This window comes from Streptomyces spongiae (genome assembly GCF_009377185.1).
In the GTDB taxonomy this organism is placed as follows: domain Bacteria; phylum Actinomycetota; class Actinomycetes; order Streptomycetales; family Streptomycetaceae; genus Streptomyces; species Streptomyces spongiae.
This window is the reverse complement of record NZ_VJZC01000145.1, coordinates 1-19,306: the sequence shown is the minus strand read 5'-3', so window position 1 is coordinate 19,306 and position 19,306 is coordinate 1. Positions and strand designations below refer to the sequence as shown.

Sequence of the window (19,306 nt, the reverse complement as noted above, 5' to 3'; positions counted from 1 at the left end):
CCACCCGCCCGCACCGCTCCCTCATGGTCCGCAACTCGACGCGGGAGAAGACGACGCGCCGATGATGTCCCCATGGAGGCAGCGCGCTTTTGGCGCCGGACGGTCAAATCGCCACCAATGGATCACCGACTTCTACAACAGCCGTCGGCTACACAGCGTGTGCGGCTTCAAGAGCCCGATCGACTACGAACACGACTACTGGGCCAGCCTCGGTGAGGAGCTGGCTGCATAGGAAGGTCTCCACGATTCGAGGGGATTGACATCGGGCGACGTACCCCAAGGGAGACGAACTCCCCGCCGACAGGGCCGGTTCGCATCGAGGAGCCGACCCACACGCCTTGGTCTGCGGACACGGCACAGCAGGAGGCGAGTGCCGTGGCCTGATCACTCACCCTCGCGCGGCTGACTCCACGGCGATGGCTCCGGCCCCAGCCCGAACACCCTGCGGGCTGCTGTATCCAACAGGGTTTCCTTCTCGTCCTCCCCGATGGGCAGGCTCTCGTGCACCTCGACTTCGGACGATGAAACCTGGAACGGGTAGTCCATGGCATACATGACCCGGTCCGCACCGACCACCTGCCGGGCGAACATGATCGCCGGTTCCCAGGCCATACCACTCGTCGTCAGCCAAATGTTGGTCTTCAGGTAGTGACTTGGCGGCTGCTTGAGCGACGGACGCCACGGGTAGCGTCCGGTCTTGTCCTGGACGTGGTGGAAGTGGTCGACTCTGAACGCCCAAAACGGCAGTGCCTCGCCGAGATGACCCACGACCAGGCGGAGGGACGGATAACGGTCGAACACCCCGGAGAAGATGATGCGGATCAGGTGCATTCCGGTCTCGACTCCGAAGCCGAAGATCGCCCCGTCGAGTCCCGAGTCGAGCAGCGGGCCGATCAGCCCGTCGCTCGGTGTGTTGGGGTGCAGATACACCGGCACGTCGAGTTCCGCCACCGTCGCCCAGAACACCTCGAACTTCGGCGCGTCGAGGTACTCGCCTCGCGTGTGCGAGTTGGCGATCACGCCTTTCAGCCCGAGGTCCCGGACCGCTCGGCGCAGCTCCTTGACGGAGAACTCGACGTCCTGCAGGGCGACGGCGGCGAGACCGCTGAACTTCGACGGGTGGCGTCGGCAGGCCTCAGCGATGCACTCGTTGGTCATGGCAGCGAGTTCCCGCGCGAGCGGAAGCTCGAACAGTTCCACCCCCGGAGTGGCGAGTGAGAGCACTTGGTGATCGATACCCAGGTCGGCCATGTCGGAGAGCCTGCGGTCCCCCAGATCGGTGATGCGCGAGCGGAAGAGCCCGGTGTGTGCCGTCTGGTTGAGCAGGTAGTAACTCCACAGACTGCGGAAACCCGCGTCGCCTCCCTGGGTGTCGAGCAGTCGGCGGTACTCGTCGATCACCGCCCGGGGCGCGTATGCCTCCTCCGCCGCAATCCGCAGACGGCGGCCGTCGGCCGAGGGCTGTGACGGTTCCGAGGACGAGGAACTGGACACGTCTCTCCTGTCGGTGATGGTCGGTGATGGTCCGTGAACTGCCGTGCCGTGCGGTGTCCGCTCAACAGGGCACCGGTGACGGACTGACGACTCTGCCGCGTATCCAGCCACAGGCCCGCGCCGGCGCCCACACGGCACTCGTCTCTTTCTGGGGTGCGGAACCGCGGCGCAAGATCGATGGCGTAACCCCGGGATGTGCCTAGGGTGCGGTCGCAGTCACCCGAAGGACTAAGACGATGAAATTCCCCGACGTGCCCACGTTCCGCGGCTTCCAGGCCCCCGGACGGTTCGAAGCCGATATCCGTGACCTGGAGGTGGTGCAGGGCGAGGTCCCCGCCGACCTCGACGGCGCCTACTACCGTATCGGGCCCGACCCTCAGTTCCCCCCGCTGCTCGGCAACGACATCTTCCTCAACGGCGACGGCATGGTCAGCATGTTCCGCTTCGAGGCCGGCCGGGTGGACTTCAAGTGCCGGTGGGTTCACACACCGAAGTTCCTGGCCGAGCGCGAGGCCGGGCGCGCGCTGTTCGGGGCGTACCGGAATCCCTTCACTGACGATCCGGGCGTCCGCGGGCTCAGCCGGGGTACGGCGAACACCAACCTCCTCTGGCACGCGGGCCGCATGCTGGCGTTGAAGGAGGACAGCCACCCGGTCGAGATAGACCCGCTGACCCTTCGGACCATCGGCTCCTGGGACTACGACGGCGCGTTGACGAGCGCAACCGCGACTGCGCACCCGAAGATCGACGCCGCCACCGGCACGCTGGTGTTCTTCGGCTATGCGGCCAAGGGAGAGACGACTCCGGACATCGCGTATTACGAGGCCGACGCAGACGGCGCGATCGTCTTCGAACGGTGGCTGACCGCGCCGTACAGCAGCATGGTCCACGACTTCGCGGTCACCGAGCACCATGTGGTGTTCCCCGTCGTGCCGCTCATCAGCGACCTCCAGCGGCTCAAGGACGGCCTCCCCCACTTCGCGTGGGACCCGTCGAAGCCGGTCTGTCTGGGAGTGCTGCCACGCCGGGATCCCGCAGCTGACGTGCGCTGGTTCGTCGGGGACGCGCGCTTCGCCTCCCACACCATGAACGCCTTCGAGGAGGACGGCCGCATCCACATCGACATGTCGGTCGGCGACAGCGTTGTCTTCCCCTTCTTCCCCGACATCAACGGAACCCCGTTCGATCCCGAGGCGGCGACGCCGTACATCTCCCGGTGGACACTGGACCTGCGGAGCGCGACCGACGACTTCACACAGTCGCGGTTGTCGGACGTACCCGGGGAGTTCCCTCGCATCAACGAGCGGCACGCGATCCGTTCGTACCGGTACGGCTACCTCGGCATGCAGAGCGGGATTCCGGACCCCACGATGCCGCCGAGCGCCAGCGGCATGCGGTTCGACCTGATCGGCAGGGTGGACCTCGCCACCGGAACGACGACCACCCACTACGTGGGCGACACCTCCGCCACCCAGGAGCCTCTCTTCGTCCCGCGCCGAGGCGCCTCCGGAGAGGGCGAGGGGTACATCATGGCCCTGATCAACCGGTACGGGGAGATGCGGTCGGACCTGTTGATCCTGGATGCCGAAAACATGGACGGCAAGCCGCTCGCCACCGTCAGGCTGCCCCTGCGGCTGCGGAACGGACTGCACGGCACCTGGCTGGACAGCGAGGACATCACCGAGCACCACGCCAGCCGGGAGGAGTGACACCCATGTCGCTGAACACCCTGCGGGCAGTCGCGCTGGAGGGGGCCCGCGACGCGGCGTTCCTGTCCCCGGCGCGCTGGACCGCCGAACCGCACAACCGGCTCGAAGACCACGGATACGGGGTGTTCGAGTACGCGGTCTCCGGCGTCGCCCGCCTGTACGCCGACGGAGCGGCCCGGCCCCCGGCGACGGTCGGCACGGTCTCCTGCACGACGCGGACGCTGGTGGTCCGGCCGCTGACCGACGACGCCTTTAGTGGTCACGTACATGTCGAACTTCTCAATCCGTCGACCGGCCGGGACTTCCCGATGTACTGGCCGGACCTCGCCTGCCACCTGCTGCGACGCGGTGACGCCTACGTCGGTATGACGTGCAAGAACGTCACGACCGAGGCGCTGCGCCGTATGTCACCGGAGCGGTACGGCGATCTCTCCTTCCCGCACGACGGCGCCGTATGGGACCTGCTCGGCTCCCTTGCGACGACCCTCCGGTCACCGCAGGGCGGCGGCCTGCTCACCGGCCTGCGCGAGCCGACGCGGATCCTCACGACCGGCTGGTCGCAGTCCGGCTCCTTCCTGCGGACCTACCTGTCCGAAGGGCTGCACGAGCAGCACTGCGACGAGACGGGCCGCACGGTCGTGGACGCATTTCTCATCGGGGTGTCCAGCGGCGGCTTCGGCCCCATGGGCTACGTCAACGTGGACCGGCACGGAGAGATGGACTTCGACACCGATCTGCGCCCGGTGGGGGGACGACTCGTACAGCTGCCGATGGACGATGCCCGCAGGGTCGTACGCGGTTCCCATGTGCCGGTCATGGAACTGATGAGCGAGGACGAGGCGCTCCATCACCTGTGGCACCAGCGCCCCGACAGCGATGTCCCCGGCGACCTCTACCGGTGCTACCAGCTTCCGGGACGCGGCCACGAGTCCGGACTGCTCGACGAGTCTCTGCGATACGCCGATCACGCCCAGGCTCGTGCCGAGGAGCCCTCAGCGGCACCTACCCTGCGGCACGGGGCCTCCAGATATCTCCTCGCGGCCGCCGTGGAGAACCTGCTGCGGTGGGCGGACGGCGTGTCGGCACCTCGGATCGATCCGATCACCGTCATGGCCCGGCCCGGCAGTCGACTCGATGCCGACGGCCTCGACTACGGCGGAACGTTCGTCCTGAGCGACGCGGACGGGCATGCCCTGGGCGGCATGCGCCATCTCGAGGTCGACCTGCCCGTCGCATGCTCCTGGCGGGAGCCCGACGGGCCGATGACCATCGGCACCTGGCACTGCGAGCCCTTCGGGCCGACGGAGCTGGCACGGCGCTACACCAGCCCGGAGCGGTTGCGGCAGCTGGCGAGCGAGCGGGCACGGCGACTGGCCGACCGGGGCTGCTACCTTCCGGAGGATGTCGCCGACGCGGTCGACGACTTCTGCCGCTCCGCAGGGATTTTCTGACCGGTCTCAGGGCGGCGCTGCTGACAAGCCGGCACCTGGGCCGAACTGATGTCACCGCCGGGAGGCGTCCTCGCCCAACCGGGTGAGCTCCGATGAGATCTTTTGGACGGCCGTCTGCAGGGCATCCACGATGTGGCACTCCTGCCGGTTGGGGAACCGGGTGTCGGACCAGGCGACCGACACGGCCATGAGCCTCGCGCCCGGCCGAAGGGGCAGGGCGACACCGATGGCGGTGACGTTCTCGTGGGCTTCCCGGCTCCGGGCGTATCCCCGCGAGCGGACGTCCGCCAGTTCCGCCTGGAGCTGGGTCGGTGTCCGGACCCGTGCGTAGCGGGTGACGGGCAGACCGTCCGGGAAGAGTGCCTCGATCTGGGCACGGCTGAGCTTCGCGAGCATGGCCTTGCCGCCGGCGAGGGTGTGCGCGGGCAGCAGCCAGCCCACCCGTGAGGACGCGATCCGGGTCTCGTCCCGCCACTCCGCCCCCATCAGGAAGCGTGCGCCGTTCCCCTCCAGCGCAAGCAGGTGGGCGGTGCCGTGCAGTTCGTCCCTGAGATGCCGCAGGTGGGGCAGCGCGACGGACTCGACGTCGGGCGGACGGTTGCCGGCCTCGGTCAGCGCCCCCAGGGCGGGCCCTCGCACGTAGACGCGCCGCTCGCCCTGTTCCACGAAGTGGTGGTGGAGCAGCATCTGCAGCAGCCGATGGGCTGTCGAGGGGGCCACGTCCAGCAGGTCCGCCGCTTCCGACACGGTCAGCTGGGACCGTTCGATGAACGCGGTGAGCAGCGTGAGGGCGCGCCCCACCGACGCTATGTGGTAGGCAGGCAGCTCACCGCCGTCCGGCTCCGGCTGCTCCCCGACCATCACATGCTGGGCGGTCATGTTCACCTCCGCGCTGCTTGTGCACTGTCCAGGCTACGGTCTCCGCCGGTCCCGCCGCCTCACCCCTCGTCGCGCCGGATGAGGCCGGCACCGGTCCGCTGCGGGTCCGTCCCACTCGCGGCGATGCGCTCCTGCATCTCGTGGTGCTCCGGGTCCACGTCGGGCAGCACGACACGGAACCACATGTCCTTGAACCTCCACTGGCCGTCCACCCGCTCGTAGTGGCACTTGTACCGGCCCTCCAGCCAGGGACCCCACACGCGCATCAGGCCGCCCGTGGTGCGGAACTCACAGATGTGGCGGTGCCAGGTCCACTCCCCGTACGCCTGGTCCGCGCCTGCGGCGAGCTCGATGACCGGCGAGGACAGGACGTATCCGTCGGCGCTCTTCACCAGGCTGTGCAGTTCGTCGAAGACCTCCTCGACCAGCTGCTTCTTTCCCTCGGTGCGCCCGTGCCACCGGATGTCCGTGACCGCGTCCTCGGTGAAGAAGTCGGCCATGCCCTGCCAGTCCCGGTCCGCGAGCTTGCGAATGTACCTGCGGTGCAGGTTCTTGATCTCCTCGATGTCCTCCAGCCGTTGTATCCGGCTCTCAAGGAGGGCGTTTCTGCGGGCAAGGCTCTCGGGGTCGGCGGTGTCGGGCAGCTGGTGCGGGTCGGTGTGGGACATGTGTCTCTCCTGGTCTCTCGGGCGACGGGGGGCGGCTCGAGGTGGCCCCGGCTCGATGGGGTTCTGCTGCCTCGATGGAGTTCTAATGAACGGCGGGCCCGGGAAAGGCCGACGTGTCGGGCCGGTGGCTCAGCGCCTGCAGCTCACTGCACTCATCTATCGCCCACATCCCATGATTACGGCCCAGGCCACTGCGCTTCATCCCGCCGAAAGGCATGGTCATGTCCGAGCTGCCGACACGGTGGGAATTGACGAACACCGAGCCCGCGTCGATACGGCGGCCCACGGCCAGGGCGTGCTCGGCGTCCTCGCTCCACACGGAGGCCGCGAGGCCGTACTCGGTGTCGTTGGCCATCCTCACCGCGTCCTCGATGTCGTCGAACGGGATGACCGGCACGGTCGGCCCGAACTGCTCGCAGGAGACGAGGGCCGACTCGTGGGGGATGCCGGTGACGACGCTCGGGAGCAGGTAGTACCCGTTGTCCCAGTCGGTGTCGTCCAGCCGGCGCCCGAGTACGTCGACCCGGGCGCCGGTCTTGCGGGTGGATTGCAGGAGAGCTGTCACCGACTCGAACTGCCGCCGGTTGTTCAGCGGCCCGATCGTGCTGGCCGGGTCGAGGCCGTCGCCGACGACGATCTCGTCGACGGCCTGCCTGAACTTCTCGACGAACTCGTCGTAGACACCGCGCTGGACGTAGAGCCGCTTGATGTTGAAGCAGACCTGGCCCGTGCAGGTGTACACCGAGCGGCGGATCTCCCGGATGAGCCGGTCATCGAGTCCGGCGGTGTCGAGGACGATCGCGGGGTCGTTGCCGCCGAGCTCCAGGCTCACGCTCGTGATGTTCCCGGCCGCACCGCGCAGCACTTCCCGGCCGGTCTCGGTGCCACCGGTGAACAGGACCTTGCGTACGCCGGGGTGGGAGACCAGGGCTGCTCCGGCCTCACTGCCCAGGCCCGGCACCACGTTCACCACACCATCCGGAAGGGTGGAGGCGAGCATCGCCAAGGTCTTGGTCAGGGCGAGCGGGGCGAACTCGGACGGCTTGACGATCACCGGGTTGCCGGCCGCCAGCGCCGGGGCCAGCACCATCATGCACAGGTAGACGGGGTAGTTCCACGGGACGATCACCACCGTGGGGCCCATGGGCCGGCGCCGGATCACCGTGGTGCCGCGTTCGTCCCGGACAACGATCTCCTCGTCGACGGCCGGTGCGAGGTCGGCGTAATAGCGCAGGAGTCTGGGTGCCCCGCCGACATCGAGCTCCGACTCCCACAGCACCTTGCCCTGTTCCCGGGTGAGCAGTTCGGCCCGGGACACCATGTCCCGCTCCAGGACGTCGGCGGCGGTGTGCATGAGCCGTCCACGCTCCACCCCCGTCAAGGAGCCCCACACGGCGCCGGCGGCCAGCGCGTTCTGGACGACCTCGTCCACGATCCGCGTGCCGGCCAGCGCATACGTTCCGACGGTCTCGCCCAGCCGAGCCGGGTTCACTACCGGGGCGGTCTCGGCCTCGTACTTCCGGCCGGCGCTGACGACCTCGGCCGTCCATGTCGTGTCTGCCGCACTGCGCACCGCTGCCTCCGAAGCGCTCGGGGTTTGGGGAACGGCGGTCAGTCAACGGCGGTGAGGCGGTGTCCGGTGGCGGGGGGAGCGCGGATTTCTGCCGGACAGAACTTCGCCGGGTCTCTCGTCGGAAGGATCCGGTCACCGGCCCAGGATGCCTTCCGTACGACTCGCCCGGCCCAACCGCTCCCTGGGGGCGGATCCCCTGCAAGGAGCAGGCATGGCATCACTACTCAACGACGGCCAGTGGTCCACGTGCATCCGACTCGACACCTGGTGCGAGGGTCAGGGAGGCAAGGCCGCCGTCATCGAGCCCGCCACAGGACAGGAGCTCGCCACCGTGGGGCTCGCCGGACCGGCGGACGTGCACCGTGCCGCCGGCATCGCGGCGGAGGCACAACGGCACTGGGCGGCGACGCCGCCCGAAGAGCGGGCCGTGATCCTGCGCCGGGCCGGAGACCTGTGGGGCGAGCACGCCGAGGAGGTGGCGGAGTGGCTGGTCCGGGAATCCGGCTCGGTTCGTCTGAAGGCGGGCCTCGAAGTACACACGGCGGCGCAGGAGTGCTACGAGGCGTCGGCACTGCCCACTCATCCCGCGGGGGATGTCTTGGCGTCCGCGTCCGGCCGGTGGAGTCTCAGTCGTCGCCGACCCGTCGGCGTCGTGTCCGTGATCTCCCCGTTCAACTTCCCCCTCATCCTCTCGATCCGCTCGGTCGCGCCCGCCCTCGCGCTGGGCAACGCGGTGCTGCTCAAACCCGATCCCCGCACCGCCGTCTGCGGCGGTGTGGTCCTGTCCCGGATCTTCGAGGAGGCCGGTCTCCCCACAGGTCTGCTCCAGGTCCTGCCGGGAGGCGCTGAGACCGGTGAGGCAGCGGTGACCGCCGCGCCTGTTCGGGTGGTCTCCTTCACCGGATCCACCGCGGCGGGACGGCGCGTGGGTGCGCTGGGCGCCCAGCACCTCAAGAGGACCCATCTCGAACTGGGCGGGAACAACGCCCTCATCGTCCTCCCGGGTGCGGATGTGGAGCGTGCGGCGTCTGCGGGAGCGTTCGGCACGTTCCTGCACCAGGGACAGATCTGCATGACCACCGGCCGGCACCTCGTTCACGAGTCGTTGTACGAGCAGTACCTCGCACTGCTCGCCGACAAGGCGTCGCGGCTGCCGGTGGGGGATCCCCGCACGGCCGAGGTGGCCCTCGGCCCCCTCATCGACGCGGAACAGCGCGATCGCGTGCATGAGGTGGTGCAGGACAGTGTCTGCGCCGGAGCCGAACTGCTCACCGGCGGCCAGTACGAGGATCTCTTCTACCGTCCGACCGTGCTGGCGGACGTCCGTCACGGACACCGTGCGTGGGCGGAGGAGGTCTTCGGTCCGGTGGCGCCGGTGCGTTCCTTCTCCGACATCGACGAGGCCGTGGCCGTCGCCGCCGCGACCGACTACGGGCTGTCACTGGGGATCCTCGGCGAGGTGGGCGCGGCGATGCGGGTGGCCGACGCGGTACCCGCAGGGCTCGTCCACATCAACGAACAGACGGTCGCGGACGAGGCGCATGTGCCCTTCGGAGGCGTCGGGGCATCTGGGACCGGCGCCCGGTTCGGCGGTTCGGTCGCAAATATCGAGGCGTTCACCGAGACCCAGTGGCTCACTGCCCGGGCCGACATCGCCGCCTATCCGTTCTGAGACGTACGCCACTGACATGTATGTTTCCACCGCCTAGCGTCCAGAAGCATCCGACATAAGGCCACCGTGAGGCCACCGGCAGGCAGGCGACACCATCCATGGGCATAGGAGCCATCGAGTTCGCGACCGCGACGCAGACCCTCGCGGGCCTGCGGCGAGGTGAGTTCTCCAGCGTCGAGCTGGTCCGGGCGTATCTGGACCGGATCTCGGCCCATCCCTGGGTCAACGCGATCGTGACCCTCGACGCGGACCGGGCACTGGCCGAAGCCCGCCGGGCCGATGAGACCCGCCGCGCGGGCGGTCCGGCGAGCCCCCTGCACGGCTTGCCGATCACCGTCAAACACGATCAGAAGGTCCGAGGCCTACCGTCGACCTACGGCTCCGAAAGCCTGCGGGACTACGTGCCCGAGGACGACTCCGAGGCCGTCACCCGGTTGCGTGGCGCGGGCGCCATCGTCCTCGGCCGCTCGAACCTGCCCGAGTTCGCCTCCGACGGCCAGGCCTACAACGCCCTGCACGGGACCACCCGCAACCCCTGGAACCGCGAGCGCACCAGCGGCGGTTCCTCGGGCGGCTCGGCCGCGGCGGTGGCGGCGGGGATGACGGCTCTCGACCTCGGGAGCGACATGGGCGGTTCCATCCGCATCCCGGCCGCCTGGTGCGGTGTCCACGGCCTGAAGCCCACCTGGGGGGTCGTGCCGACGCGGGGGGCGGTTCCGCACCCGGACGATCCCGAAGGGGCTGACCTGACAGTGCCGGACGTCGCCGTGTGCGGTCCGCTGGCCCGGGGCGCCGATGATCTGGACCTCGCCCTGACCGTGCTCACCACGCCCGGGGACGAGCGCGGTGGGCTCAGACCGTACCTGCCGAGGGCGCCGTTCACCACGCACCGGGAGCTCCGCGTCCTCGCCTGGTTCGACGACCCCGCGACCGGGGTCGATCCGGCGACGCTGAAGGTGCTGCACGCGGCCTGTCGGTCCCTGGAGGCCGACGGTGCTCGTGTGACGCACGGCGTACGTCCTCCGGGCAGCCTCGATCAACTCGAGGAACTGTTCGAGATCCTCTTCATGGCGGACGTCGGTGGTGGAGTCGGCGAAGCGGGCTTCGGGGAACTGAGCCGCGGAATGCGGCAGCTGCGCACCGAGTCAGCCATGGCCGAGCTGCACTACCGCGCGCTCGGCCTCACACACCGGGAGTGGCTGTCCCTGCACCGACAGCGCCTGATCCTGGTTCAGCGATGGCAGGAGCTGTTCGACCAGTACGACGTCGTCGTCACCCCGACGGTCATGACGACCGCTCTCCCACACGATCACAGCGAGCCGGTCTGGTCCAGGCGTTTCGAGCTGAACGGCGAGCGGCATCCGTGGAGGCCCGCGCTGACACGCTGGTGCGGCGCCGTCGGAGTGCTGGGCCTTCCGGCCGTCTCGACGCCCGTCGGGCTCGACCGAAACGGGCTGCCGGTCGGCATGCAGGTCGTCGCCGCCCGGTACCGCGACCGCAGCGCCATCGCCGCCGCCCGCCTCATCTCCGAGAGCGTGGGCGGCTTCACCAAGCCGCCGCTCTGCGGGACGACCGGCGTGACCGCACGACGAGACGCCCGCCCGGCCGAGGAGGGCGTGTGAACCTCGCCTTCGTGAACGGCCGCCGCTACGTCACCGGAGCCGGCACCCGGCCCGGTGGGGTGGCCGTGCGGGACGGGCGCATCGTCGCGGTCGGGGCCGACACGGACGTAGTCGCGGCGGCGGGCACGGGCGCCGAGATCGTCGACGCACGGGGCGGCCTCATCAGCCCGTCGTTCGGTGACGCGCATCTGCATCCGGCCATGGGGGGACTGCAGCTCGGACAGTGCCACCTGGATCGCTGCACTTCCGCCGAGGAGTGCCTGGACACGATCGCGGCCTTTGCCGCGGAGCACCCCGGCGAGGCCTGGATCCTCGGCGGGGGCTGGTCCATGGAGCACTTCCCCGGGGGCACTCCTCACCGGAGTCTTCTCGACCGTGTCGTATCCGACCGGCCCGTCTTCTTGCGCAACCGCGACCATCACGGCGCCTGGGTCAACTCCCGCGCCCTGGAACTCGCCGACATCGGCGCGACCACGGCAGATCCGCTGGACGGCCGCATCGAGCGGGACCCGGACGGCAGCCCGGCCGGAACGCTGCACGAAGGCGCGGCACACCTGGTGACGAAGGTGGCACCCCCGCCGACACGCCAGAGCCTTCTTCAAGGGCTGCTGCGCGGCCAGGCACACTGCCTGGCGCAGGGCATCACACAGTGGCAGGACGCGCTCCTGCGCGTAATGGGCCCCGGCCTCGACGCGATGGACGTCTACCTGGACGCACTGGCCGACGACGCACTGCAGGCGCGGGTCACCGGCGCCCTGTGGTGGGATCGCGACCGCGACCGTGACCAGATCGCCGATCTCGTCGCCCGCCGGGGACGCGCGCGAGGTCATGACGACCTCTTCCGGGCCGACGCGGTCAAGATCATGCTCGACGGGGTGGCGGAGAACTTCACCGCGTCGCTGAGCCGGCCGTACCGGGATCGCTGCGGGCATGAGACCGGCAACCGCGGCCTCGGTTTCATCGACCGTGATCTGCTGAAGGACATCGTCGCCACCGTGGACGCCCGCGGCTTCCAGGCGCACTTCCACGCCATCGGAGACCAGGCGGTGACGGACGCCCTGGACGCGGTGGCCCACGCACGGCGGGCCAACGGCGACTCGGGCATCCGCCACCACATAGCCCATCTGCAGATCGTGCGGGACGAGGACGTGCCGCGTTTCGGCACGCTCGGGGTGATCGCCAACATCCAGCCGCTCTGGGCCCGGTTCGAACCCCAGATGACCGAGCTGACCATCCCGTTCCTGGATCCCGCTCTAGCGGACCGGCAGTACCCGTTCCTGGACCTGTACGACGCCGGTGCCGTGCTGGCCGGAGGCAGCGACTGGCCGGTCAGCAGCGCGAATCCCCTCGAAGGCATGCACGTCGCCGTCAACCGTACGCCCGAGCACTCACCGCCCGGCACCGAGCCGTTCATCCCGCGACAGCGCCTCCCCCTGGTCGTGGCGTGGGACGCCTACACCCGGCAGGTCGCGTACCTCAATGGCCGCGAGCAACGGACCGGCCGCCTCGAGCCCGGCTACCTGGCCGATCTGGTGCTCCTCGACCGTGACCCTTTCCTGGGGCCGCGGCACGAGATCGCGGACACGGCGGTCGTCGGCACATGGCTCGGCGGCCAGTGCGTGTACCGGCGCGGCTGAGGCCAGGCAGTGCCGCCGTCGAGCGGCGCCAAGGGTTTCCGCCTCGCAGAATCCGCGGCCTCAGCGCCCGCACCGATGGCTGAAAGCCGCCTACCGTACAGCAACCGTCGACGGGTCGATCGAGAGGAGAAGCCTTGGCGATCGTCGAGCACAACCTGCCGCGCTCCGCCGGCAGGCCATGGAGCGGTGTGCTCCTGACAGTGGCGGGCCGTCTCGCCCAGATGGCGCTCACGCTTCTCACGGCGAGTTTCCTGATCTTCGTGGCGTTGCAACTCGCGCCGGGGAACCCGGTCGACATCATGCTGGGTGCGAAGGCCGGCGATCCGGAGGCGGTTCGGCGTCTGAACGCGCAGTACCACTTCGACCAGCCGCTGCTCGTCCAGTACGGGCACTGGCTCACCGGGCTCCTGCACGGTGACCTCGGTACCTCCTTCGTCTTCCGGGAGAGCGTCTCCTCGCTGATCGCCGCGCGGGTGCCCACCTCCGCCCTGCTGGTGGCGTACGGAGGCGTCCTGGTCCTCGTCCTCGGTTTCGCGGTGGGTCTCGTCGCCTCCCGCGCGGGCCGGACCGTCGACACCGGGATCTCCGTCCTGCTGTCCGTGGCCCTGGCCACACCGACCTACGTGATCGCGATCGTCCTCATCACGGTCTTCTCGCTCTACCTGGACTGGTTCCCGGTGTTCGGCAGCGGCGATGGCCTGCTGGGACGCCTTCACCACCTGACTCTGCCCGCCGTCACCCTCGCGCTGTCGAGCAGCGCCGCGATGGCCCGGGTGACCCGGGCGGCCGTGAAGGACGAGGAAGGCCGGGACCACGTGACCACCGCCGTCGCGCGAGGACTCGACCGGCGAACCGTTCTCGGTCGGCACGTCGTACGCAACGCGCTGCTGCCGATCACAACCATCGCCGGCATCATAGGCGCCGGCCTCATCGCAGGGACGGTCATCGTCGAGAACGCCTTCGGGCTCGACGGAGTGGGTTCGCTGCTGGTCCAGGCCATCACACGGAAGGACTACGCCGTCGTGCAGAGCACGAGCGTTCTGATCATCGCCGCGTTCCTCCTGGTGAACGCCTTCGTCGATGTCCTGTACGGCATCATCGACCCGCGTACCCGCACGGGCGGAACCCGGTGAGCGCCCTCGTGCCGGCCCGGCCCCGCCTCCTACGGCGCTCCGGCGGCGGTACGACGACGGCGATCCGGTGCTTCGGCGCGTTCGCCGTGCTGCTGGTTCTCCTCGCGGTATGCGCACCGCTGATCGCGCCGCAGGATCCGAACGTGGGAGACGTCCTCTCCGTCCTTCAGCCTCCGTCGTCACAGCACTGGCTCGGCACCGACGCCTCCGGCCGCGACCTGTTCTCACGGCTGGTGTTCGGCTCACGGACCGCGCTTCTCGGACCACTTGTGGTCGTCCTGGTCGCCACCTCCGTGGGAACGACCCTCGGTGTGCTCGCCGCCTGGAACCGGGGATGGGTCGACTCCCTGATCGGCCGCCTCTTCGACCTGGTGTTCTCCTTCCCCTCGATGCTGCTGGCGCTGCTCTTCGTCACCGTCATGTCTCCGGGTCTGTTCTCGGCCGCGCTCGCCGTCTCCATCGCCTTCGTACCGGCCGTCGGACGACTGGTTCGCGCCACTGCTCTGCGCGAGGTGAACGAGCCGTATGTACAAGCCCTGCGCACGCAGGGATTCGGACCGGTCGCGGTGTGCCTCCGCCATGTGCTACCCAATGTGTGGCCGGTGATCGTCGCACAGGTGACCATGTCCTTCGGCTACGCGATGGTCGAGCTGGCGGGCATCTCTTTCCTCGGTCTCGGTGTGCAGGACCCCACCGCCGACTGGGGCAAGATGATCAACACGGGTCAGGGCAGCATCGTCCGCGGCTTCCCACAGGAATCCCTTTACGCCGGAATCGCCCTCGTCCTGGCCGTCGTGTGCTTCATCAGCCTCGGTGACCTGCTGTCCGAACGCCGAGACGGAGGCCCGCGATGACACCTCTGCTGCAGGTGGACGACCTTCACCTCACCTTCGGCGGCCGGGACCGCCAGGAACAGCGGCTCCTGCACGGCGTCTCGTTCACCGTGGCCGCCGGGGAGGCAGTCGGAATCGTCGGTGAGTCGGGCTCGGGCAAGACCCTGACGCTCCGGGCGATCACCGCACTGCACCCGCCGAACGCGAGGATCGACGGCGACATACGGTTCGACGGACTGTCCGTGCCCGCGATGTCCCCTCGCGAGCTGACACGCCTGCGGCGCGACCACGTCGGCATGGTGTTCCAGGACCCGCACGCGGCCATCAACCCCGTCCACCGCATCGGCGACTACCTCACCGAGACCTACCGCAAGGACGGCCGCAAACAACGACGCGACGCGACCACCCGCGCCCTGGAACTGCTCCACCAGGTGCGCATCAAGGACCCGGCACGGATCCTCGGCTGCTTCCCGCACGAGCTCTCCGGCGGCATGCTGCAACGCGTGATGATCGCCGCAGCTCTGATGCGCGGTCCACGTCTGCTGCTCGCGGACGAGCCGACGACAGCACTCGACGTCACGACGCAGGCCGAGGTCGTCGCCCTCATCGCCGATCTGCGGCGCGATCGCGGCACGTCGCTGGTCTTCATCACGCACGACATCGAACTCGTCGGGGCCCTCTGCGACCGGATCCTGGTGATGTACAGGGGCCGGATCGTCGAACAGTTGACGCCGGCGCAACTGCACGGCGGCGAGATCTCACACCCTTACACCGCGGCGTTGCTCGCCTGCCGCCCGGACGTCACGCGCCGCCGCGACCGGCTACCGGCGATCGCGGCCGGAGCGTTCGAGGAAGGCTGGGCCGTCCAGTGATCAGCCAGGAACCACAGGAGTCATTCGCGGTCCCCCGGGACGCGACCGCTCCTGTCGTACGGGTCCGTGATCTGCGCAAGACCTTCCAACCCCGCAGTCTCCTGAAAATCGGGCAGCCGGTCCTCGCGGTGGACGGGGTCTCGCTCGCCCTGCCTGCCGGTTCGACGCTCGCCGTCGTCGGTGAGTCGGGTTCCGGCAAGACCACCCTGGCCAGGATGATCATGGGAGTCGAGACACCGACGAGCGGGTCCATCGAGTTCTTCGGCAGGGCGCAGCCCCGGCGGATGCGGACACGCGACCGGCGAGCCCACGCCCGGGTGATCCAGATGGTCTTCCAGAATCCCTACCGCTCTCTCGATCCCCGGCAGAGCGTGGGTGCCGCCATCGACGAGGTCCTGCGACTCCACTTCGACCTGGGCCGCCAGGACAGCAGAGCCAGGACGGCCGAGCTGTTCGACCTGGTCCGGCTGAGCCCCACCCGGCTCGACGCCCTGCCCCGCGAACTGTCGGGCGGCCAGCGACAGCGCGTGTGCATCGCCCGCGCGCTCGCCACGAACCCGCGCGCGATCATCCTGGACGAGGCCGTCGCCGCGCTCGATGTGCTCGTACAGGCACAGGTCCTGAACCTGCTGGCCGATGTCCAGGAGCAGACGGACGTCAGCTACCTCTTCGTCACCCACGACCTGGCGGTCGTGCGGCAGATCGCCGACGACGTGCTGGTCATGTGGTCGGGCCGGGTCGTGGAGCACGGGTGTGCCGAGGAGGTCCTGGACCACCCGGAGCACCCCTACACCCGTCTTCTGCGTGACTCCGTTCCCCGGCCGGGCTGGAAGCCGGCCCGCCGTCTCATGGACGACGGCCCGGCGAGCCCGGAGCATGCCTGACCGAATCGGGTCGTCCGCCCAGGACATCTTCCTCACCGCAGAATCGCCCCGCTTGTCACCTAGGCCGATGAATGAGGGGTGGCTCAATACGACACCTCGGGCGACTGCCTCCAAGCCGGGCGCCACGGCCCCGACGTCGGCCCGGCCTCTCGAAAGGGACCTCTCTCATGTCGCTGTCGTTCCGCCTGTCACACCGCACCCGCCCTCACACGCCGTCCGGCACACAGCGGTGGCGGACCGTTCAGGTCGCCGCCGTCACGGCCGCCCTCGGCCTCGCCACCGCCTGCGGTGGCGGGCCCGAATCCGCCCAGAAGGACGCCCCCGGCAGCCAGGACTGGGCCACCACCACCCCGCGGGCCACCGGAAACCTCGACACCGCCAACTGGAACCTCATCCTCGAACCCACCACACTGGATCCGCAGCAGGCGAGCAACTACGGGGTCAACGACGTGCTCTCCAACATGTGCGAGAGCCTGCAGACCCTGAACCCCGACTTCTCGATCAGTGACGGCCTCGCGTCACTGAAGGTCGAGAACCGCGGGAAGCGGCTCGTCTACTCCATCGATGCCAAGGCCCACTTCTGGAACGGACAACCGGTCACAGGTGCCGACGCCGCCTACAGCCTCACCCGTGCCTGGCACCCCTCGGCACAGCAGGCCCCCATCTACAACCAGTACTTCGCCGCCGTCACCGCCATCAAGGCGACCGGGCCACGTGAAGTCACCGTCGACCTGCAGCACCCGGACCTCCTCTTCCAGAAGATGATGGCGACGTTCGCCGGCTCCGTGGTCGAGGCCCGGTACTCCAAGGCTCACCCCGACTTCGGCAAGCCGAGCGTTCCGCCGATGTGCTCCGGGCCGTACACGCTGAAGTCCTGGAAGACGGGGTCCAAGCTGACGCTCGAACGCAACCAGGACTACTGGCGCGGCGTCACGGCGAAGACACGTCAAGTGGTGTTCAGCTTCCTGCAGGGCGACAGCTCGCAGACCCGTGCGCTCACCGGCGGCGCGATCCAGGGCATGTACCAACCCCCGACGTCCGCGCTCAGCAGACTCGGCGAGCACGGCAAGGTGTACTACGGCAAGTCCCTGCTCTCCTTCTACCTTGTCCCCACCGCCAAGACCGGTCCGTTGCAGGACCCGCGCATCCGGCAGGCCCTGTTCCTGGCGCTGAACAGGACCGCGGTCGCCCGCACCGCGTTCGGCGGCGCCGCGGCCGCCTCCCGGAGCATGCTCCCCGCCGACGTGTACGGGCCGGTCAAGGCGACGAAGAGCGATGGAACCGGCGGAAGCCCGGACGAGATCGCCCAGGCGAAGAGGCTCGTGAAGGAGGCCGGGTCCCCCACAACGAAGATCGTTCTCGCGGGAGCCCCTGCCATCAGCGACTCCCTCACCCAGTCCCTGCAGGCCATCGCCGAGGCAGCGCGAAAGATCGGCCTCAACGCGACGTACAAGCCCGTGACCCTCGGACAGTTCTACGACCTCTTCTCCGGTCCTCAGGGCTGGCGCAGCACCGGCTCCGACGCCTTCGGATCGCAGTGGAACCTCCCCGTCGCCGACCCGCAGGCACAGTTCTCCGTGTGGGCGAACCCGAAGGACCCGACGAACTACTCACAGTTCACGGACGGCACGGCGAGCAAGCTGATCAGGCAGGCGGCCGCGGAGGGGGACACCGCCAAGCGCGACGAACTACTCGCCCGGGCCGACCGGCGACTGTTCGACCGGCTGCCATGGGTTCCGGTGGTGGACGTAGCCAACGTCCTGTACCTGGACAACAGCGTGACGGGCCCACCGGCTTCCTTCGTGAACTGGTACTCCCCCTGGGCTCAGCAACTGGGGGCATCCAAGTGACGCAGGTGTGATCGCTGTCCCGCACGGCCGTCCCGGTACCTCGCTACCGGAGACGGCCGTCTGCAACCGCGTCTTCGGCACCGGATGGACCGAACGGTTCGTCTCCGACCGCACGATCCGACTCACCGCGTCAGGCAAGGCCGCTCCGCGGGTCAACTCGGCCTGAGCTGGAGGTGTTCGACCGTCAGCGCAGCTCAAGAATCGCCATGCCCGCCACGTGATGCGTCATCGGAAAGATGTCAGCCTGAGCAGGCCTCGGAGAAGACCAAGTCAGAGCCTACTTCTCGGCTCACTGTCCCGCGTGCGAGCACCCAGAGCGTCAAACGAGCGTCATGGCCAACAGTCCATCCCTCCTCTTCCGGGCGGATCAGGCTGCCACGACCAACTCCCTCTGCACGAGCCCGCAACCCTTGACCGAACAGATAGAAGCACCCCCCCGTTATCTTCTTCGCGGTCCTGCAAGAGGGCCGCCGGCCTCCGGGCCCGGCATGGCTGGTTCCTGTCGAAGGCATGACAATACCGACGTGAGGCGGCCGCCTGGAAAGGAAGCGTCAATGTCGGTGCCGCGCCGTAGCGTGCTGAACTTCCCGTATATACCGCCGGTTCCGGCAGAGCAGATCCGGCAGCTGCCCACACGGGACGTCGCGCTCTTTCTTCTGCGGCACCTCGCCAGCGGCACCGGATATCTGCAGTACGCGAGCACGATGAATTCGGCACGGCAGGCGTTCCAGGAAGAGCCGGACAGGGACACGCTCGTGAACCGTCCGTCCGATGCCTGGTGCCGGCTGGAGACGTACCCACTTCTGTCCCGGGAACCCAGCCAGTCCGACGCGTTCCGCCGGATCTTCCACGACGGCATGGACTTGGCGAAGGATCCGCAGGGCATTACGTGGTTCGAAGCCCGCGAGCGGCTGTCGGCTCTGGAGCGGATTCCGGGTTCGGCGATCTGTGCGGCCGATGACCGCCATGGACTGGCCGTGCTGGCCGCGGCCGCGGATCTGGGTTGGCTGGTCCCGTCGGATGTGGCGG

15 protein-coding genes and 1 pseudogene are annotated in these 19,306 nt (G+C 68.8%); 12 read left to right on the top strand and 4 right to left on the bottom strand.

What is annotated here, in order from left to right; genetic code table 11:
• On the top strand, window positions 1-232 hold a 232-nt coding region (locus FNH08_RS52100; RefSeq protein ID WP_152773012.1), incomplete at its 5' end, for a hypothetical protein.
• A gap of 152 nt (window positions 233-384) precedes the next feature.
• Here FNH08_RS52100 and FNH08_RS20860 read toward each other — a convergent pair.
• Complete coding sequence (locus tag FNH08_RS20860) at window positions 385-1,494, bottom strand: amidohydrolase family protein (protein ID WP_152773011.1); 1,110 nt, start codon at window positions 1,492-1,494, stop codon at window positions 385-387.
• A gap of 236 nt (window positions 1,495-1,730) precedes the next feature.
• Here FNH08_RS20860 and FNH08_RS20855 point away from each other — a divergent pair, with 236 nt between their 5' ends.
• On the top strand, window positions 1,731-3,203 hold the full coding sequence (locus FNH08_RS20855; RefSeq protein WP_152773010.1) for a carotenoid oxygenase family protein: 1,473 nt from the start codon (window positions 1,731-1,733) through the stop codon (window positions 3,201-3,203).
• A gap of 5 nt (window positions 3,204-3,208) precedes the next feature.
• Window positions 3,209-4,654 carry an alpha/beta hydrolase domain-containing protein gene (locus FNH08_RS20850; protein WP_152773009.1) on the top strand — a complete coding sequence of 482 codons (1,446 nt, stop codon included), beginning with the start codon at window positions 3,209-3,211 and terminating at the stop codon, window positions 4,652-4,654.
• Window positions 4,655-4,705: 51 nt separating this feature from the next.
• Here the strand turns inward: FNH08_RS20850 and FNH08_RS20845 are convergent, their stop codons facing one another.
• The 3 genes from FNH08_RS20845 to FNH08_RS20835 all read right to left on the bottom strand — a co-directional run bounded on the left by FNH08_RS20845 (window position 4,706) and on the right by FNH08_RS20835 (window position 7,774).
• The gene (locus FNH08_RS20845) at window positions 4,706-5,533 is read right to left on the bottom strand and encodes an IclR family transcriptional regulator (RefSeq protein ID WP_152773008.1); all 828 of its coding nucleotides are present in this window, start codon (window positions 5,531-5,533) and stop codon (window positions 4,706-4,708) included.
• A 59-nt stretch (window positions 5,534-5,592) separates the two neighbouring features.
• A complete protein-coding gene (locus tag FNH08_RS20840; protein WP_152773007.1) occupies window positions 5,593-6,201 on the bottom strand; it encodes a nuclear transport factor 2 family protein in 609 nt (202 codons plus the stop codon).
• Window positions 6,202-6,283: 82 nt separating this feature from the next.
• A complete protein-coding gene (locus FNH08_RS20835; protein WP_194238554.1) occupies window positions 6,284-7,774 on the bottom strand; it encodes an aldehyde dehydrogenase family protein in 1,491 nt (496 codons plus the stop codon).
• 211 nt (window positions 7,775-7,985) lie between these two features.
• Here FNH08_RS20835 and FNH08_RS20830 point away from each other — a divergent pair, with 211 nt between their 5' ends.
• From FNH08_RS20830 to FNH08_RS20790, 9 genes and pseudogenes are all read left to right on the top strand, one after another.
• Complete coding sequence (locus tag FNH08_RS20830; protein ID WP_152773005.1) at window positions 7,986-9,446, top strand: benzaldehyde dehydrogenase; 1,461 nt, start codon at window positions 7,986-7,988, stop codon at window positions 9,444-9,446.
• A gap of 98 nt (window positions 9,447-9,544) precedes the next feature.
• A complete protein-coding gene (locus tag FNH08_RS20825; protein ID WP_152773004.1) occupies window positions 9,545-11,068 on the top strand; it encodes an amidase family protein in 1,524 nt (507 codons plus the stop codon).
• Entirely contained in the window at window positions 11,065-12,705 is a 1,641-nt protein-coding gene (locus FNH08_RS20820; RefSeq protein ID WP_194238553.1) for an amidohydrolase, read from the top strand. The genes FNH08_RS20825 and FNH08_RS20820 overlap by 4 nt, the downstream gene beginning before the upstream one ends.
• A gap of 134 nt (window positions 12,706-12,839) precedes the next feature.
• On the top strand, window positions 12,840-13,838 hold the full coding sequence (locus FNH08_RS20815; RefSeq protein ID WP_228034254.1) for an ABC transporter permease: 999 nt from the start codon (window positions 12,840-12,842) through the stop codon (window positions 13,836-13,838).
• Window positions 13,835-14,692: an ABC transporter permease gene (locus FNH08_RS20810; protein WP_152773002.1), complete on the top strand. Its 858-nt coding sequence runs from the start codon at window positions 13,835-13,837 to the stop codon at window positions 14,690-14,692. Before FNH08_RS20815 ends, FNH08_RS20810 begins: the two co-directional genes overlap by 4 nt.
• Window positions 14,689-15,543, top strand: a complete 855-nt coding sequence (locus tag FNH08_RS20805) for an ABC transporter ATP-binding protein (protein ID WP_152773001.1) — start codon at window positions 14,689-14,691, stop codon at window positions 15,541-15,543. The genes FNH08_RS20810 and FNH08_RS20805 overlap by 4 nt, the downstream gene beginning before the upstream one ends.
• Window positions 15,540-16,427, top strand: a complete 888-nt coding sequence (locus FNH08_RS20800; protein ID WP_322724977.1) for an ABC transporter ATP-binding protein — start codon at window positions 15,540-15,542, stop codon at window positions 16,425-16,427. Before FNH08_RS20805 ends, FNH08_RS20800 begins: the two co-directional genes overlap by 4 nt.
• Before the next feature lie 167 nt (window positions 16,428-16,594).
• A complete protein-coding gene (locus tag FNH08_RS20795) occupies window positions 16,595-18,277 on the top strand; it encodes an ABC transporter substrate-binding protein (protein ID WP_194238552.1) in 1,683 nt (560 codons plus the stop codon).
• 554 nt (window positions 18,278-18,831) lie between these two features.
• A pseudogene (locus FNH08_RS20790) lies at window positions 18,832-19,306 on the top strand (hypothetical protein); the annotation flags it as partial.

Bases quoted from the DNA above. Each gene is read 5' to 3' on its own strand.
- FNH08_RS20840 (WP_152773007.1), bottom strand. From the start codon at position 6,201: ATGTCCCACACCGACCCGCACCAGCTGCCCGACACCGCCGACCCCGAG.
- FNH08_RS20795 (WP_194238552.1), top strand. From the start codon at position 16,595: ATGTCGCTGTCGTTCCGCCTGTCACACCGCACCCGCCCTCACACGCCG.
- FNH08_RS20805 (WP_152773001.1), top strand. From the start codon at position 14,689: ATGACACCTCTGCTGCAGGTGGACGACCTTCACCTCACCTTCGGCGGC.
- FNH08_RS20850 (WP_152773009.1), top strand. From the start codon at position 3,209: ATGTCGCTGAACACCCTGCGGGCAGTCGCGCTGGAGGGGGCCCGCGAC.
- FNH08_RS20855 (WP_152773010.1), top strand. From the start codon at position 1,731: ATGAAATTCCCCGACGTGCCCACGTTCCGCGGCTTCCAGGCCCCCGGA.
- FNH08_RS20825 (WP_152773004.1), top strand. From the start codon at position 9,545: ATGGGCATAGGAGCCATCGAGTTCGCGACCGCGACGCAGACCCTCGCG.
- FNH08_RS20830 (WP_152773005.1), top strand. From the start codon at position 7,986: ATGGCATCACTACTCAACGACGGCCAGTGGTCCACGTGCATCCGACTC.
- FNH08_RS20845 (WP_152773008.1), bottom strand. From the start codon at position 5,533: ATGACCGCCCAGCATGTGATGGTCGGGGAGCAGCCGGAGCCGGACGGC.